Consider the following 15,271-nt stretch of genomic DNA (forward strand, 5'->3'; position numbering starts at 1 on the left):
TCGACGGTATACCGTCTACAGTCTGCCGTCGATACGGATCGTCCCGAACATCCCTGAACCCTGACTGCGTCAACGCCGACCACAGAGGATCAAGATGTCCATCGAACTCATCACCGTCGTGGCCCTCGGCCTGGTGTTCCTGATAGCGACGGTCCTGCCGGTGCACATGGGGGCGCTGGCCTTCGTCGCGGCCTTCGTGGTCGGCACGGCGTTCGTCGGCGAGGACACCGACGACATCGTCGGCGGCTTCCCCGGGGACCTGTTCGTCATCCTGGTCGGGGTGACGTTCCTGTTCGCGATCGCGAAGGGGAACGGCACCGTCGACCGGCTCGTCCAGCTCGCGGTGCGCGCCGTCGGCGGCCGGATCGCGCTGATCCCGTGGGTGATGTTCGGCGTCACCGCGGTGCTCACGGCGGCGGGTGCGGTGGTCCCGGCGGCCGTCGCGATCATCGCGCCGATCGGGATGGGCTTCGCCCTGCGCTACCGGATCAACCCGATGCTGATGGGCCTGCTGATCATCAACGGGGCGAGCGCGGGCGGGTTCTCGCCGATCAGCATCTTCGGCAGCATCGTCAACGGGGTGGTCAGCCGGAACGGGCTGCCGAGCAACCCGGGCCTGCTGTTCGTGTCGTCGTTCGTGTTCAACCTGGCGCTGAGCATCGTGGTGTTCCTCCTGTTCGGCGGGCGCGAGCTACTGCGCCGCTCGGCGGAGAACGCCGCACTCGGCGGCTCCGGCCGGATCGCGGTCGCCGCGGAGCCCGGGACCTCGGTGGCGCTCGGCGGCGGGGCCGTCGGGCACTCGCGGACGTCCACCACGACCGGCGGCAGCGGCGGCAGGAGCGGCACCGGCACCGCGGGCTCCGGTGGCACCGCCGAGCCGGAGCACCTCCCGCTGGAGCGCGACCACGTGCTGACCGTGCTCGGCCTGGTGTTCCTGGCCGTCGGCGCACTGGCGTTCGGCCTGGACGTCGGGTTCACCGCGCTGACCGTCGCGGTGGTGCTGTCCCTGATCTCGCCGGCCTCGGCGAAGGCGGCGGTCGGCCAGGTCGCGTGGCCGACGGTGCTGCTGATCTGTGGGATCGTCACGTTCGTCGCCCTGATGGAACGGGTCGGCACGATCGACTGGCTCGGCAACCTGGTGACCCGGATCGGCGCTCCGCTGTTCGCGGCGATCCTGATCTGCCTGATCGGCGCGATCGTCTCCGCGTTCGCCTCGACCACCGGCATCCTGGGCGCGCTGATCCCGCTGGCCGTGCCCTTCCTGCTGGCCGGCGAGATCGGCCCGATCGGGCTGATCATCGCGCTGTCGATCTCGTCGTCGGTGGTGGACTCGTCGCCGTTCTCCACCAGCGGCGCGCTGGTCGTGGCGAACGCGCCGGCCGAGCAGACCGACCGGGTGTTCCGCGGCCTGATGATCTGGGGCTTCAGCATGTGCGCCGTCGCGCCGCTGCTCAGCTGGCTGATCTTCGTCGTGCCCGGCTGGGGCTGATGGCGAGCGGGGTCCAGTCCGTCGCCCGCGCGTTCGGCATCCTGGAGCTGCTGGCCGGGGCGGGTGGCGGGCTCTCGGTCAGCGAGCTGGCCCAGACCTCCGGGCTGCCGCTGCCGACCATCCACCGGCTCGTCCGGACGCTGGTCGATCTCGGCCACGTCCATCAGCTGTCCGACCGCCGCTACACCCTCGGTCCGCGGCTGATCGGGCTCGGCGACCGGGCGTCGGAGGTGCTGGGCGCGCGGGTGGGGACCGATCTGCGGTCGCTCGCCGAGCGGATCGGCGAGACGGCGAACATGGCGGTACTCGACGGCGAGCGGGCCGTCTACACCGCGCAGGTGCCGTCCCCGCACTCGATGCGGACGTTCACCGAGGTGGGGCGGCGGGTGTTCCTGCACAGCACCGGGGTGGGCAAGGCGCTGCTCGCGCAGCTGCCCGTCGTACAGGCCCGGCGGCTGCTGGAGACCGCCGGGATGCCGGGGCAGACCGGGCACACCGTGGTCGACGTCGGGACGCTGCTCGACGAGCTGGACGTGGTCCGGCTGATCGGGCACGCGGTGGACGCCGAGGAGCAGGAGGACGGCGTGTTCTGCGTCGCGGTGCCGGTGCCGGGCGCGCCGAGCCCGTCCGCGCTCTCGGTGTCCGGGCCGACCAGCCGGTTCTCCGCCGACCGCACCGACGAGGCCGCCGTGCTGCTGCGCGCGGCGGCGGCCCGGCTGGCCGGGCGGTTCGGGTGAACCCGGCCGGGTCAGCCGGTGCCGCGGCGCCGGGCGAGCCACTCCTCGGACTCCGGGCTGCCGCCGTCGAGCTGGTCGACGACGTCGAGCAGGAACGACCCGTGACCGTGCTCGGTGAGCGCCCGCTGCACGGCCTGCGGGTCGCCGTCCTCGATCACGGCCAGCAGCTCGCGGTGCCGCTCGACGTTCTCCAGCAGGCTCTCCCGGTCCCGCCGCGCGGTCCGGTTCAGTGCCATGCAGAGCTGCAGCTGCGAGGACAGCGCGCGGTAGGCGTCGGTCAGCCGGGAGTGCCCGGCGAGATCGACGACGGCGAGATGGAAGTCGAACTTGCGCTGCAGGAACCGGCTCTCGTCGGCCTCGCGGGCGGTCCGGTCGAAGGCGCGCAGCGCGTCGTGGCAGCGGGCCAGCCGGGCCGGCGAGCGCACCGGGATCCCGAGCCGGACGGCGATCGACTCGAGCTCCTCGCGCAGCGTCACGATCTCGTAGACGTCGTGCCTGCTCAGCATGCGGACGGAGGCGCCGCGCCGCGGGTGCGACACGACGAGCCCTTCGTGGCCGAGCCGCTGCAGTGCCTCGCGCAGCGGCGGCCGGGAGACGCCGAGCCGCTCGGTGAGCCGGGCCTCGACCAGCCGGTCACCGAGGGCGAGCTCGCCGGAGAAGATCATCGCCCGGATCGCGTCGGTCGCCAGGTCGGCCATGCTCGGCGGCGCGACGATCCGCCCCGACAGCCCGGACTGCACCGCGGTCATGGTCACCACCTCGAATCGGACAGTTCTCCGTATACCGTATAGCAGGTCGTCGCGGCGGCCCGCAGGATCCAGGAGTACCCAGCATGACGACGGACCCTCCCCTGACCGGGGTACTCGTGATCGAGGTCGGTGCCTTCATGGCGGCCCCCTTCGCCACCATGCAGCTGGCGGATCTCGGCGCCCGGGTGGTCAAGATCGAGCCGCCCGGCACCGGCGACCCGACCCGGTCCGCCGGACCGTTCCTGGACGGCGAGAGCTCGCCGTTCCTGCGGCTGAACCGGAACAAGGAGTCGGTCGTCCTGGACCTGAAGGACGAGCGCGGCCGGGACGCGTTCCTCGACCTCGCCGACCGGGCCGACGTCGTCGTGGAGAACCTGCGGCCGGGCGCGATGGACCGGCTCGGGCTGGGCGCCGGGACGCTGCGCGGGCGCCGGCCGGAGCTGGTCTACGCCTCGGCGTCGGGCTGGGGGCAGGACGGTCCGGCCGCCGGGCGCGCCGGGCTGGACATCATGGCGCAGGCGGCGAGCGGGCTGATGAGCGTCACCGGGGAGCCCGGCTGCGATCCGGTCAAGGTCGGCGTCCCGGTGTGCGACCTGGTCACCGGGCTGTACCTGGCGCTGGCGGTGACCGCGGCGCTGCGCGAGCGGGACCGGTCCGGGACCGGCCAGCAGATCGACGTGTCGCTGCTGGAGTCCGGGGTGTCACTGGCCGTGTGGGAGGCCGGGATGTACCTCGGCGACGGCGAGGTACCCGTCCGGCACGGGTCGGCGCACCAGCGCTACGCCCCCTACCAGGCCGTCCGCACCGCCGACGGGTACGTGACGGTCGGCGCGAACACCGAGCGGTTGTGGGTGTCACTGTGCGAGGCGCTCGCGCCGGCGCTGCGCGACGACCCGCGGTTCGCCGGCAACACCGCCCGGATGGCCGCCCGCGCGGAGCTGGTCGGGCTGATCGAGGAGACCACCACGACGATGACGACGGCCGACGTGGCGGCCCGGCTGGACGCCGCCGGTGTCCCGTGCGCGCCGATCGCCGGCTACGACGAGGTGTTCGACGATCCGGTGCTGCGCGAGCGCGGATTCTTCTGGGAGGCGCCGCACCCCCGTCTCGGGCCGGTGCGCCAGCTCGGCTCGCCGATGCGCTTCTCCCGGACCCCGGCCCGGCGCGGCGACGCCGGTCCGCCGCTCGGCTCGGACACCGCAGCCGTGCTCGGCGAGCCGGCCGGTCGCCCGGCCGGCCCATCGCAGCGGCCGGGGGACTGAGCCGACCCGGCGGCCGGGTGCGACCGCCGGGTCGCCGGGTCAGTTCCGGTCCGGCGCGGTCAGCGGCGGGCAGCTACCGCCCTCGGCCAGCACCTGCCGCCGGGTGCGCAGGTACAGCACCGGGCCACCGGCCAGGCCGCGCAGCTTCCGGGCCGCCGCCCCATCGGGCAGCGCGACCGTCTCGTGCCGCCGCTCCTCCGGGTCCGCCGGCACCTCGGCCACCTCGGCCACCTCGGCCACCGCGACCGCCGAGGGCCCGGCGCCCGGGGTGGCGTCCGCCGCCCCGGCGTCGCCACCTGCCGGGGCAGGCCCCGGGACGACCGCTCCGGCGGCGGGCTCCGGCTCGGGAGCGTCCCCGGCGCCCGCGGACTCGCGGCGCACGATCTCGCGCAGCCGGGCGATCCCGGCCGGGAACCGGCGCAGCGCGAGCCGGCGGGCCCGCCCGTCCAGCGCGACCTTGCCCAGGAACGCACCCAGCCCGAGCGCGTAGCCGCCGAGCTGGTCGCGCAGCTCGCCGTCCGAGGGCCGGTGGTGGTGCCAGACGTAGGCGGCGGGCAGGTAGCCGAGGGTGCCGCCGTCGAGCACGATCCGGACCAGCAGCTCGATGTCCTCGCCGCCGCGGGTCGGCCGGCCCGGGCCGAGCGCCTCGTCGAAGCCGCCCAGCTCACGGACCCGCCGGGCGCGCACCGCGAGGTTCGCGCCGATCCCGAACAGGCCCGGTGAGAACGGGAACACCGGCGAGTCCGACGGCGGGTCGTCCAGCCGGAACCGGCGCGGGGCGAACCCCTTGTTCCAGGCCAGGGCGACGTCGGCGGCCCGCTCCTGCGGGGTGTCCAGCCGGGCGGCCAGCACCGGCCCGCTGAGCCCGGTGAGCCCGGGATCGGCGGCGAACGCGCCCGCGATCCGGGACGCCCAGCGCCGGTCCGGCTCGGTGTCGTCGTCGGTGAAGGCGACGACCTCGGTCCGCGCCTCGGCCAGCCCCCGGTTGCGGCCGACCGACACGCCGCGCCGCAGCTCGTGGACGTAGCGCACCCGCTCGTCGCCGAACGCGGCGACCACGTCGCGGGTGCTGCCGTCCGGCGGGTCGTTGTCGACGACCAGCACGGTCACCGCCGCGTGGTCGCCGGCCAGGATCGCCGCGAGGCAGCGGCGCACGCTCTCCGGGCGGCCGCGGGTCGCGACGACGACGGTCATCGGCTCGTCCGAGGTCGGGGGCGGCTCCGGCGGGGTGGCCGCGACCACCGCGGCGGTCGCCCGGCCGATCTCCCCGGCGGAGGCGCGGCCACCGGTCAGCGGGACGTCGACCTGGCCGACGGGCAGGCCCGCGTCGGTGACCAGGAGACGGGCGGTGGTGAACCGCGGGGGGACGTGCAGGCCCGCCCCGGGCGGCCCGCCCGGGCCGCGCCGGTGGGCGGTCTCCCCGACCCAGATCGGGCCGGGTGGTCGGTCCGGCACTGCGGGGACCTCCGGTGTGTGTCGTCGACATGTGGTGGTGGTGGATTCGTACCGGATGCCCGGTCCGGTTCGGTCCCGGCGGCCCGCCCGGACGGGCAGGTGCGGGACGGCGCGTCGGTCGTGGTTCAGGTCGCGGCCGTCGTGGTGCGCGTTTCGGCACCGCACGGGTCGGTGCGGCCACACGATCGTGGCAGAGCACCCGGTTTCCGACACCGTCGCACCGGCACCGGCGGCCGGAGCGGCCGTGCGAACGGCATCCCTGCGCCGTCCGGCCCATCGGCCGATCCGGCACCCGGACCGTCACCCACTCGTACCGACCGTTCGTCGCAGAATTCGCTTCGGGAACCTCGAACGGCGCAGTACATCCACCGTTCGGCGGCCGCTCTGTGCGTGAATCGCGCGGAAAGCGCCGCTCGTCGCACGCGCGGCGGGGCTGACAAGCATGTGAGTCACGGAGCGGTTACGGTCCTGAGTGCTGGCCGACGAAACGTCGGCTGGTGCGCCTGGTCGGCCGTCCGAGCCCCGCCTGCCGACACTCCCCCTGGCGCCCACCAGCACGCGGCGGGGACGGGTTCGCAACCGGCCGAGGGCCGGGGTGGGCCCGTGGCGGCGAGGAACCACGTATGACCACTGCACTGAATCCGGTCGACTCCCCCGCGACCGAACTCCCCGACATCGGCACCCCCCGGCGCCGCCGCGATCGCGACTCCGGCGCCGGCATCTCGGCCGCCGAACTGCTCTCCCGCTACGCCGAGGCAGGCTTCGACACCCCCGCGTCCGGCGGCCGTCGCGCCGCCCGGGCCGCCGGTACCGGCGCGTTCGGCCCGGCGATCGAGCAGATCGACACCCCGGCCACCGGGTTCCCCGGCCTCCCCGGCACCGGCCTCCCTGGCACCGACGACTCGATCGTCTCCCGGGACCTCCCGGCCGGCGTCACCTCCCGGTCCGCGATCGGCCTGGTGCGCGGCACCTCCGACACCGGGCCGTTCGGCCGCAACCCGCGAGCGGTCGCCGCGACGATGTCCGCAACGCTGGTCGGCGCCACCGCTGTGATGGGCGTCGTGACGGCCATCAGCACCCCCGGCGAGCAGGCCGCCGAGGAGCAGGCGGCCGGGGTCGACCTGGCTGGCGTCAACAACGAGGCGACGATGACACTGTCGCTGCCCGCCGCCGGCTCCGAGCAGGGCGGCGCGGGCACCAGCGAGGCCGCGACCACGCTCGGCAGCGGGCTGGAGCAGGCCACCGCCGCGGTACCGCAGGCGTTCGAGCAGGCCGACGCGGCGCGGATCGCCGCGGTCGCCCAGCAGGAGGCGCAGGAGCGCGCCGAGCAGGAGCGCGCCCGCGCCGGTGAGCGCGCCGCGAACAACGCGGGCCGCGGCGCCGGATCGGGTGCCGGCGACATCGTCGGCGACCTGACCGGGTCCTCGGCCGGCATCCAGGCGCTCGCCACCGCGAAGACCGCCCTCGGGTCGCCCTACAAGTGGGGCGCCACCGGGCCGAGCGCCTTCGACTGCTCCGGGCTGATGGTCTGGGCCTTCGAGCAGGCCGGCATCGACCTGCCGCGGACGTCGAGCGCGCAGTCGCAGATGGGCGGCCAGTCGGTCTCCAAGAGCGAGCTGAAGCCCGGCGACATGGTGTTCTTCTACTCGCCGGTCAGCCACGTCGGCATCTACGCCGGCAACGGCCAGATCCTGCACGCGTCGACCAGCGGGGAACCGGTCAAGTACTCCGACATCGACGCGATGCCGTTCCACAACGCGATCCGGGTCTGACCCGGAACACCGCACGACGGCCGAGGCCGGGTCCCTGGGGAGGGGCCCGGCCTCGACGCATGTCCGGGTCGGGTCAGCGCGTCGGTGCCGTGAGTCCGGTGCCGCGGCCCGCGGACCCCGCACCCCGGCTACTACGTCGCACCTCCCGCACGTCGTCGCACCGGCTCGAGCGGGTGCGGCGTCGCGGTCGGGGTGCGGCGTCGCGGCAGGGGTGCGGCGCAGCGCCCGCCCACCCGTTCCGGGCGCCGGCTACAGCCCCCGCAACCGCTCCGCGACGGCCTCGGGGAGCACGTCGGAGATGAACGCCCCGGCCCCGGACTCCGACCCGGCCAGGTACTTGATCTTCCCGGGCGCCCGCCGGATCGAGTGCAGCCGCAGGTGCAGCCGGGCGTCACCGCGCCCGTCGGCCGCCCGGACGGGGGCCTGGTTCCAGGCGGCGACGTAGGGCAGCTCGTCGTCGTGGAGGGCATCGAGCCGGCGCAGCACGTCGAGGTAGACATGCCCGAACTCGGCGCGCTGCGACTCGTCGAGCGCCGGGAGGTCCGGCGTCGGGCGGTGCGGGTAGAGGTGCACCTCGACCGGCCAGCGGGCCGCCTCGGGCACGAAGGCCGTCCAGTGCTCCCCCGCCACGACGACCCGCTCCCCGGCCCGCTCGGCGGCCAGCCGGACGTCGAACAGGTTCTCCCCGGTCGCCTCCCGGTGCGCGGCCACCTGCGTGAGCATCCGCTGCGGGAACGGCGGCAGGTACGGGTAGGCGTAGATCTGGCCGTGCGGGTGCGAGAGCGTCACGCCGATCTCGGCGCCCCGGTTCTCGAACGGGAAGACGTACCGCACCCCGGGCCGGGCGCCCAGCTCGGCGGTGCGGTCGGCCCACGCCTCCAGCACCAGCCGGACCCGGCGGGCGGACAGCCGGGCGAACGGGGTGTCGTGGTCGTCGGTGAAGCAGACCACCTCGCAGCGCCCGGACTCCGCGACCGGTGTGTCCCCGGGCGGCTCGGCGACCGGCGCACCCGGCGCCGACCCGAACGCCGGGAACCGGTTCTCGAACGCGACCACCTGGTACTCCGGCGACGGCACCTCGGTGAGCCTGCCGTCCCGGCTGGGGCACAGCGGGCACTCGTCGTCCGGCGGCTGGTAGGTGCGGTCCTGGCGGTGCGCGGCGATCGCGATCCACTCCCCGGCGAGCGGATCGAGACGCAGCTGCGAGGCAGGTGTCACCCGGGGCAGGTCGCGCCGGTCCACCAGGGCGGCCGGATCGCGCGGCGGCGAGCCGGGCTCGTCGAACCAGAGGATCTCCCGGCCGTCGGCCAACCGGGTCGCCGAGCGGCGCACGTTCTCCATCACTGCTCCTCCGTCCGGACGACGATCACGCGGTCGATCTCGCCCTCGAGCACCGCCAGGTCGGCCCCGGCCAGACCGGAGTCGGTGACCAGCACGTCCGCCTCGCCCAGCTCGGCGATCGTCGAGATCCCGACGGTGCCCCACTTCGTATGGTCGGCGACGACGACGAGCTGCCGGCCGGAGTCGACGAGTGCCCGGTTGGTGTCGCGCTCGGTGAGGTTCGGCGTGGAGAACCCGGCCGCCGCGCTCATCCCGTGCACACCGAGGAACACGATCTCCAGGTTCAGCGAGCGGAGCGCGGCGATCGCGACCGGCCCGACCAGCGCCTCGGACGGCGTGCGCACCCCGCCGGTGAGGATCACCGTGCTACCGCGGGCCTCCGCGCCACCGGTGTGCAGCACCTCGGCGACGGCGAGCGAGTTGGTGACGACGGTGAGCCGCGGGATCCGGGCGAGCCGGTGCGCGAGCCGCCACGTCGTCGTGCCGGCGGACAGGCCGACCGCGGCACCGGGCTCGACGAGCGCGGCCGCGGCGGCCGCGATCGCCTCCTTCTCGGCGGGCTCGCGGACGGCCTTCGCCGAGAAGCCGGGCTCGGTGGTGGTCTGGTCGCCGACCGCCGTCGCGCCGCCGTGCACCTTGTCGACCAGCCGGCGGCGGGCCAGCACGTCGAGATCGCGGCGCACCGTCATCTCGGACACGCCCAGGTCCCCGGCCAGCTCGGACACCCGGACCGCGCCGCGGGCGCGCACCCGCTCCACGATCATCTCGCGGCGCTGCTCGGCGAGGAGGCTCACGGCGGCGGATCCGGGACGGCCATCACCCGCACAGGTTGCAACAAAACCGAACGCAGGACAACCACACACTCCGTGTTCACTTCTGTCCGGCTGCGGTTTATCTTGTTCGATGATTTGCGCAACGCAACCCTGCGCGTACCCCACTCGACGACGAGGAGCGTCCGGATGGACCAGTGCGAGACCGCCCTGCGGAAGGGCGTGGCATGACGACCGAAGAGATCCTCCGGCTCGATCCGAACCTCGTCGACTACCTGCTCGTCGCCTTCTACTTCGTGCTGGTGCTGGGCATCGGCTTCGCCGCCCGCCGCTCGGTCTCGTCCAGCCTGGACTTCCTGCTGTCCGGCCGGTCGATGCCGGCCTGGATCACCGGCCTGGCGTTCATCTCGGCGAACCTGGGCGCGATCGAGCTGATCGGCATGGTCGCCAACGGGGCCCAGTACGGCGTCCCGACCGTGCACTACTACTGGCTCGGCGCGATCCCGGCGATGGTGTTCCTCGGCATCGTGATGATGCCGTTCTACTACGGCTCGCAGGCCCGCAGCGTGCCGGAGTTCCTGCTCAAGCGGTTCAACCGGACCACCCAGCGGGTGCAGGCGGTGACCTTCGCCGTCGCCTCGATCCTGATCGCCGGCGTCAACCTGTTCTCGCTCGGCCTTGTCCTGGAGGCGCTGCTCGGCTGGTCGCTGTACCTGGCCATCCCGGTCGCCGCTGTCGTCGTGCTCGGCTACATCTCGCTCGGCGGGCTGTCCGCCGCGATCTACACCGAGGTGCTGCAGTTCTTCGTGATCCTGGCGCTGCTCATCCCACTGACCGTCGCCGGTCTGAACCGGGTCGGCGGCTGGGACGGCCTCACCCGCGCCGTCACCGAGGGTCCCAGCGGCGGCGCCGACCTCAACGCCTGGCCCGGCACCCCGCTGACCGAGATCCAGAACCCGTTCCTGTCCGTGCTCGGCATCGTGTTCGGGCTCGGCTTCGTGCTCTCCTTCGGCTACTGGACGACGAACTTCGCCGAGGTGCAGCGGGCACTGTCCGCGAAGAGCATGTCCGCCGCCCGCCGCACCCCGATCATCGGCGCCTTCCCGAAGGCGCTGGTCGTGCTGGTCATCGTGACCCCGGGCATGATCGCCGCGATCCTGGTCCCGCAGATCAGCGCGGTGAAGGAGGGCGGCGGCGGGGCCGTCGACGGCATCACCTACAACAACGCGCTGTCGCTGCTGATGAAGGAACTGCTGCCCAACGGCATCCTCGGCGTCGCGATCGCCGGGCTGCTCGCCGCGTTCATGGCCGGCATGGCGGCGAACATCAGCTCGTTCAACACCGTCTTCACCTACGACATCTGGCAGGACTGGGTCCGCCCGGACCGGGACGACCGCTACTACCTGCAGATCGGCCGGCTGGTCACGATCATCGGCTGCGTGCTGGCGATCGGCACCGCGTTCATCGCGTCCGGCTCGGCGAACCTGATGGACTACATCCAGTCGCTGTTCAGCTTCTTCAACGCCCCGCTGTTCGCGATCTTCATCCTGGGCCTGTTCTGGAAGCGGATGACCGGCCCGTCCGCCTGGATCGGGCTGCTGTCGGGCACCACCGCCGCGGTCACCGTGGACGTCCTGGTCCGCACCGGGGTGCTCGAGATCTCCAACCAGGCGGGCAGCTTCCTCGGTGCGATCGCCGCGTTCGTGGTCGGGGTCGGGGTGGCGGCCGGGGTGTCGCTGGTGACCGCACCCCGGCCGGACGCCGAGCTGGTCGGCCTGGTCTGGAGCCTCACCCCGAAAGAGGCCAGGGTGCACTCCACCGACGGCGACGACGCGGGCTGGTACCGCTCGCCCGCCGTGCTCGCCTCCGCGGTGCTCGCCCTGACCGTGGTCCTCTACGCCGTGACCGGCTGACCGGAACAGGAGCCCAGAGATGACCGACGATCCGGCAGGCGCCCGGGCGGGCGCCGACGCACCCGTCTCGACGACCGCCACCAACCTGTTCGACCTGCGCTCGGTGATCGCGCTGCTGTTCGGCGTCTACGGCGTGGTGCTCGTGATCATGGGCCTGGTCTCCGGTGACGACCCGGAGAACCTGGCCAAGACCGGTGGGACGAACCTGAACCTGGACACCGGGATCGCCATGCTGGTGATCGGCGCGCTGTTCGTGCTGTGGGTGTGGCTGCGCCCGCTGCGCATCCCGGCCGCACCCGCGGACGGCGGCCCGCCGCCACCGCCGTGACGGGGGTCAGCGGCGGCGCGCGGCGGGCGTCGGGTAGACCGGGTTGAACGCCTGCAGCGTGTAGGCGTCGATCCGGCGGCCCAGCCGGCTCAGGGCGGCGCGCAGTCCGCGCGGGAGGTGCAGCGTGGCGACGGTGTCGCTCATGGGCGGAGATCCCTTCTCCGTCGGGGACGTGCGGGGCGGTCGCCCCGCCGGACCGTTCCAGGATGCACTGAATCGATCCGGAAGGGCCATCGACGGCGACCCGGGTCACCCTGTGACCTGCATCGGGGCCGCTCCGTGCGGGTGATCGCCCGGGACGGGGCGCACGAGATCGAGATCCAGCGCTCCCGGTTCCTGTGCACGGTGGCCCGGGTCGCCGACGTCGCGGCGGCTACCGCGGTGATCGACCGGGTCCGCCGGGCCGGCCCGGACGCCACCCACCACTGCACGGCGCTGCGGATCGGCGACCCGGCGACCGGGGCGATGACCGCCCGCAGCAACGACGACGGCGAGCCTTCCGGCACCGCGGGCGTCCCGATGCTGGAGGTGCTGTCCCGGCGCGACCTGACCGACGTCGTCGCGGTGGTGTCCCGCTGGTTCGGCGGCACCAAGCTCGGCGCGGGCGGGCTGGTGCGGGCCTACTCCACGGCGCTGTCGGAGACCCTGGACCGGGTCGGCGAGCTGCGCCGGGTCCGGCACCGCGAGCTGCTGCTGGCACTGCCGCACGACCGGGCCGGACGCCTGGAGCACGACCTGCGGAACTCACCCTACCTGCTGCGCGAGGTCGAGCACGGCGCCGACGTGACGTTCACGGTCGCCGTCGCCGAGTCCCGGCTCGACGACTTCGGCGGCTGGCTGGCCGAGCACACCGGGGGCGCCGTCGAGGCCCTCGACGCCGGGCCGCGGGACCTCTATCTACCCTGATCACGTGCAGATCCGTGACGCCCACGACGACGACTGGCCCGCCGTCTGGCAGATCCTGCGGCCGATCTTCGCCGAGGGCACCACCTACACCGTGCCGGCCGACGTGGACGAGGGATGGGCCCGCTCGATGTGGATGCTGCGCCCGCCGGGCCGGGTGGTGGTCGCGGTCGACGACGACGGCGTGCTGGTCGGCACCGCGAAGACCGGACCGAACCAGCCGGGCCCCGGATCGCACGTGGCGACCGCGAGCTTCGCCGTCGACCCGCAGCGGGCCGGCCGGGGCACCGGGCGGGCGCTCGGCGAGCACGTCCTGGCGCTGGCCCGCTCGCTCGGCTACTCGGCGATGCAGTTCAACGCCGTCGTGCAGACCAACACCCGGGCGGTCGCGCTGTGGCACTCGCTGGGCTTCGCGACGGTCGGGATCGTGCCGGACGCGTTCGCCCTCCCCGACGGCACGACGACCGGGCTGTACGTCATGCACCGCCACCTGGGCGGCTGAGCCGGGCTCACACGCCCTTCCACACCGGCGCCCGCTTCTCGGCGAACGCGGTCGCGCCCTCCCGCGCGTCCTGCGAGCTCATCACCGCGGTGGCGATCTCCTCCTGGCGGGCCCATCGGTCGGCACCCCAGTCCGGCCCCTCCAGCACGATCCGCTTGCTCGCCGCGACGCCGAGCGGACCGTTGCCGGTGATCCGGGCGGCCAGCGCCAGTGCGGCGTCCAGCGCGCCGCCGTCGTCGACGACCTGGTTGACCAGCCCGGCTGCCTCGGCCCGGGCTGCGTCGATCGGGTCGCCGGTGAGCAGCATTTCCAGGGCGAGCGCGCGCGGCACCCGGTTCGCCAGCTCGAGTGCGCCGCCGGCCGCCGCGAACAGCGAACGCTTCACCTCCGGCACCCCGAACCGGGCGCCCCGGGCGGCGACCACCAGGTCGCAGGCCAGCATCAGCTCGAAGCCGCCGGCCAGCGCCCAGCCCTCGACCGCGGCGATCATCGGCTTGCGCGGCGGGGTCTGGGTGATGCCGCAGAGCCCGCGCCCGGGCAGCCCCGGCCGCTCGCCCCGCAGGAACGCCTTGAGGTCCATCCCGGCCGAGAAGACCCCGCCGGCGCCGGTGAGGACGCCGGCCCGCAGGTCGTCGTCGGCGTCCAGCTCGTCGGCGGCGGCGGCGATCGCGTGCGCGACGTTCTCGTTGAGCGCGTTCCGGGCGGCCGGCCGGTTGATCGTGATCACCTGGACGCCGTCGCGGCGCTCGACGAGCACCTCGCCGGCGGAAACGGTCAACTCTGACTGTTCGGTCATGGGGCCACAGTAGCCGCCGGATCCGGCCGTGCCGAGCGCAACGCCGGATGGAGGGCGGCGAGCAGCCCGCCGAGCAGGCAGGCGACGGCCGCGACGAACGCCGGGACCCCGGTCCCGAGCGTGTACAGGGCGGTCCCGGCCAGCGGGCCGATCACGAACGTCGATCCGTTGGTCGCGTTCACCAGCCCGGCCACCCCGCCCTGCCCCTCCGGCCCGGCCTGCAGGGTCGCCGCGGTGGTGTAGCCGGGCATCGCCAGCCCGAGACCGGCCGCGAGCAGCGTCATCGCCAGCCCGATGGTGAGCACCCCGGGTGCGACGGCGAGCAGCAGCAACCCGACAGTGGCGATCGGGAGGCCGACCCGCAGCAACCGGACCGGCGGCCAGCCCAGCCGGGGCACCGCGACGCCCTGCATCAGCACCAGCGCGACCCCGGACAAGAACGACATCGCGCCGGACACCCCGACCGTGCCCGCCGCGTCCAGCCCGAGCCGGTCCTGGACCAGGAAGCCGAGCACGATCAGCACCAGCCCGAGCGACAGCATCACCAGGAATCCGGTCAGCAGGACCGGCCACATCCCGGCGTCCCACGGGCGGACCGGGCCGGGCGGCGGGGCGGCGGGCCCGGTGGCCGGTGGCGCCGCGGGGGCCGGCCGGACACCGACCGCCACCACCGCGATCGACACCAGCACCGCGACCGGCGCCAGCCAGACCGGCCCGAGCAGGCCGGCGAACGCGAGCAGGGCGCCCAGCGCGGGCCCCAGCGCGACCGCGACGCCCTGCACCGCACCGAGCCTGCCGATGCCGGCGGTTCGCTCCGGGCCGGGCGCGGTCCGGGCGGCGATCAGCGCCATCGCCGCCGTCGGGACCGCGCCGAGACCGATGCCGAACACCACGCTGCGGGTCGCCATCATCCCGGCGAGGGCGGCCCCCGGCGACAGCGTCCCGGCCAGCGCGGCCTGCGAGACGAGCGCGAACCCGGTCAGCCCCAGCCCGGCCGTGGTCAGCCCGGCCAGCAGCACCCGGCGGTGCCCCCACCGGTCGACCACCCGCCCCCAGAACAGGCTGGTGACGGCGAACAGCCCGGCGGCGACCGTCATCACCAGCCCGAGCTCGACCGGGGTCAGCCCGACCTCGCGGGAGAGCGGGGCCAGCACCGGCACCAGGACCTGCTGCGAGACGATCGCGGCCAGCACCGCGAGCAGCAGGATCCGCTGTGCGCTCCCCGCCGACCGCCCGGACTCCCCCATCATGCCT

The 15,271-nt window shown here is 74.2% G+C and carries 15 protein-coding genes; 8 read left to right on the top strand and 7 right to left on the bottom strand.

Going from position 1 to position 15,271, the window contains the following annotated elements; all coding sequences use genetic code 11:
* The first annotated feature begins 94 nt into the window (after window positions 1-94).
* Window positions 95-1,489: an SLC13 family permease gene (locus ABZ881_RS05375; RefSeq protein ID WP_358481994.1), complete on the top strand. Its 1,395-nt coding sequence runs from the start codon at window positions 95-97 to the stop codon at window positions 1,487-1,489.
* Window positions 1,489-2,226 carry an IclR family transcriptional regulator gene (locus ABZ881_RS05380; protein WP_358481995.1) on the top strand — a complete coding sequence of 246 codons (738 nt, stop codon included), beginning with the start codon at window positions 1,489-1,491 and terminating at the stop codon, window positions 2,224-2,226. The genes ABZ881_RS05375 and ABZ881_RS05380 overlap by 1 nt, the downstream gene beginning before the upstream one ends.
* Before the next feature lie 11 nt (window positions 2,227-2,237).
* Here ABZ881_RS05380 and ABZ881_RS05385 read toward each other — a convergent pair whose 3' ends face one another.
* A complete protein-coding gene (locus ABZ881_RS05385; RefSeq protein ID WP_358481996.1) occupies window positions 2,238-2,975 on the bottom strand; it encodes a GntR family transcriptional regulator in 738 nt (245 codons plus the stop codon).
* Window positions 2,976-3,058: 83 nt separating this feature from the next.
* Between ABZ881_RS05385 and ABZ881_RS05390 the strand changes: the two genes are divergently transcribed.
* Window positions 3,059-4,237: a CoA transferase gene (locus ABZ881_RS05390; protein WP_358481997.1), complete on the top strand. Its 1,179-nt coding sequence runs from the start codon at window positions 3,059-3,061 to the stop codon at window positions 4,235-4,237.
* Between the two features lie 39 nt (window positions 4,238-4,276).
* Here ABZ881_RS05390 and ABZ881_RS05395 read toward each other — a convergent pair whose 3' ends face one another.
* Entirely contained in the window at window positions 4,277-5,692 is a 1,416-nt protein-coding gene (locus ABZ881_RS05395; protein ID WP_358481998.1) for a glycosyltransferase, read from the bottom strand.
* Window positions 5,693-6,315: 623 nt separating this feature from the next.
* Between ABZ881_RS05395 and ABZ881_RS05400 the strand changes: the two genes are divergently transcribed.
* Complete coding sequence (locus tag ABZ881_RS05400) at window positions 6,316-7,464, top strand: NlpC/P60 family protein (RefSeq protein WP_358481999.1); 1,149 nt, start codon at window positions 6,316-6,318, stop codon at window positions 7,462-7,464.
* 249 nt (window positions 7,465-7,713) lie between these two features.
* Here the strand turns inward: ABZ881_RS05400 and galT are convergent, their stop codons facing one another.
* Together galT and ABZ881_RS05410 are read right to left on the bottom strand one after the other, a co-directional pair.
* The gene (gene galT / locus ABZ881_RS05405) at window positions 7,714-8,796 is read right to left on the bottom strand and encodes a galactose-1-phosphate uridylyltransferase (RefSeq protein ID WP_358482108.1); all 1,083 of its coding nucleotides are present in this window, start codon (window positions 8,794-8,796) and stop codon (window positions 7,714-7,716) included.
* A gap of 8 nt (window positions 8,797-8,804) precedes the next feature.
* Window positions 8,805-9,599, bottom strand: coding sequence for a DeoR/GlpR family DNA-binding transcription regulator (locus ABZ881_RS05410; protein WP_358482000.1), 795 nt, complete (start codon window positions 9,597-9,599; stop codon window positions 8,805-8,807).
* Between the two features lie 203 nt (window positions 9,600-9,802).
* Here ABZ881_RS05410 and ABZ881_RS05415 point away from each other — a divergent pair, with 203 nt between their 5' ends.
* Window positions 9,803-11,488 carry a sodium:solute symporter family protein gene (locus ABZ881_RS05415; RefSeq protein WP_358482001.1) on the top strand — a complete coding sequence of 562 codons (1,686 nt, stop codon included), beginning with the start codon at window positions 9,803-9,805 and terminating at the stop codon, window positions 11,486-11,488.
* Between the two features lie 19 nt (window positions 11,489-11,507).
* Window positions 11,508-11,816 carry a hypothetical protein gene (locus tag ABZ881_RS05420; RefSeq protein WP_358482003.1) on the top strand — a complete coding sequence of 103 codons (309 nt, stop codon included), beginning with the start codon at window positions 11,508-11,510 and terminating at the stop codon, window positions 11,814-11,816.
* 6 nt (window positions 11,817-11,822) lie between these two features.
* On the opposite strand, the gene ABZ881_RS05425 is transcribed toward ABZ881_RS05420, so the two are convergent.
* Window positions 11,823-11,960 carry a hypothetical protein gene (locus ABZ881_RS05425; protein WP_358482005.1) on the bottom strand — a complete coding sequence of 46 codons (138 nt, stop codon included), beginning with the start codon at window positions 11,958-11,960 and terminating at the stop codon, window positions 11,823-11,825.
* A gap of 135 nt (window positions 11,961-12,095) precedes the next feature.
* On the opposite strand from ABZ881_RS05425, the gene ABZ881_RS05430 reads away from it, so the two are divergent.
* Window positions 12,096-12,722, top strand: a complete 627-nt coding sequence (locus ABZ881_RS05430) for a YigZ family protein (RefSeq protein ID WP_358482008.1) — start codon at window positions 12,096-12,098, stop codon at window positions 12,720-12,722.
* Between the two features lie 4 nt (window positions 12,723-12,726).
* Window positions 12,727-13,221 carry a GNAT family N-acetyltransferase gene (locus ABZ881_RS05435; protein ID WP_358482009.1) on the top strand — a complete coding sequence of 165 codons (495 nt, stop codon included), beginning with the start codon at window positions 12,727-12,729 and terminating at the stop codon, window positions 13,219-13,221.
* A 7-nt stretch (window positions 13,222-13,228) separates the two neighbouring features.
* Here the strand turns inward: ABZ881_RS05435 and ABZ881_RS05440 are convergent, their stop codons facing one another.
* The gene (locus ABZ881_RS05440; RefSeq protein WP_358482011.1) at window positions 13,229-14,017 is read right to left on the bottom strand and encodes a crotonase/enoyl-CoA hydratase family protein; all 789 of its coding nucleotides are present in this window, start codon (window positions 14,015-14,017) and stop codon (window positions 13,229-13,231) included.
* A complete protein-coding gene (locus tag ABZ881_RS05445) occupies window positions 14,014-15,264 on the bottom strand; it encodes an MFS transporter (RefSeq protein ID WP_358482013.1) in 1,251 nt (416 codons plus the stop codon). Before ABZ881_RS05445 ends, ABZ881_RS05440 begins: the two co-directional genes overlap by 4 nt.
* Window positions 15,265-15,271 lie beyond the last annotated feature (7 nt).

Origin of the sequence: Pseudonocardia sp. NPDC046786 (genome assembly GCF_040645415.1) — a bacterium.
GTDB lineage: Bacteria > Actinomycetota > Actinomycetes > Mycobacteriales > Pseudonocardiaceae > Pseudonocardia > Pseudonocardia kongjuensis.

What these genes read in the sequence shown, in the direction of transcription:
- ABZ881_RS05375 (WP_358481994.1), top strand. Translation starts at nt 95, where the DNA reads ATGTCCATCGAACTCATCACCGTCGTGGCCCTCGGCCTGGTGTTCCTG.
- ABZ881_RS05380 (WP_358481995.1), top strand. Translation starts at nt 1,489, where the DNA reads ATGGCGAGCGGGGTCCAGTCCGTCGCCCGCGCGTTCGGCATCCTGGAG.
- ABZ881_RS05385 (WP_358481996.1), bottom strand. Translation starts at nt 2,975, where the DNA reads ATGACCGCGGTGCAGTCCGGGCTGTCGGGGCGGATCGTCGCGCCGCCG.
- ABZ881_RS05390 (WP_358481997.1), top strand. Translation starts at nt 3,059, where the DNA reads ATGACGACGGACCCTCCCCTGACCGGGGTACTCGTGATCGAGGTCGGT.
- ABZ881_RS05400 (WP_358481999.1), top strand. Translation starts at nt 6,316, where the DNA reads ATGACCACTGCACTGAATCCGGTCGACTCCCCCGCGACCGAACTCCCC.
- ABZ881_RS05415 (WP_358482001.1), top strand. Translation starts at nt 9,803, where the DNA reads ATGACGACCGAAGAGATCCTCCGGCTCGATCCGAACCTCGTCGACTAC.
- ABZ881_RS05420 (WP_358482003.1), top strand. Translation starts at nt 11,508, where the DNA reads ATGACCGACGATCCGGCAGGCGCCCGGGCGGGCGCCGACGCACCCGTC.
- ABZ881_RS05425 (WP_358482005.1), bottom strand. Translation starts at nt 11,960, where the DNA reads ATGAGCGACACCGTCGCCACGCTGCACCTCCCGCGCGGACTGCGCGCC.
- ABZ881_RS05440 (WP_358482011.1), bottom strand. Translation starts at nt 14,017, where the DNA reads ATGACCGAACAGTCAGAGTTGACCGTTTCCGCCGGCGAGGTGCTCGTC.
- ABZ881_RS05445 (WP_358482013.1), bottom strand. Translation starts at nt 15,264, where the DNA reads ATGGGGGAGTCCGGGCGGTCGGCGGGGAGCGCACAGCGGATCCTGCTG.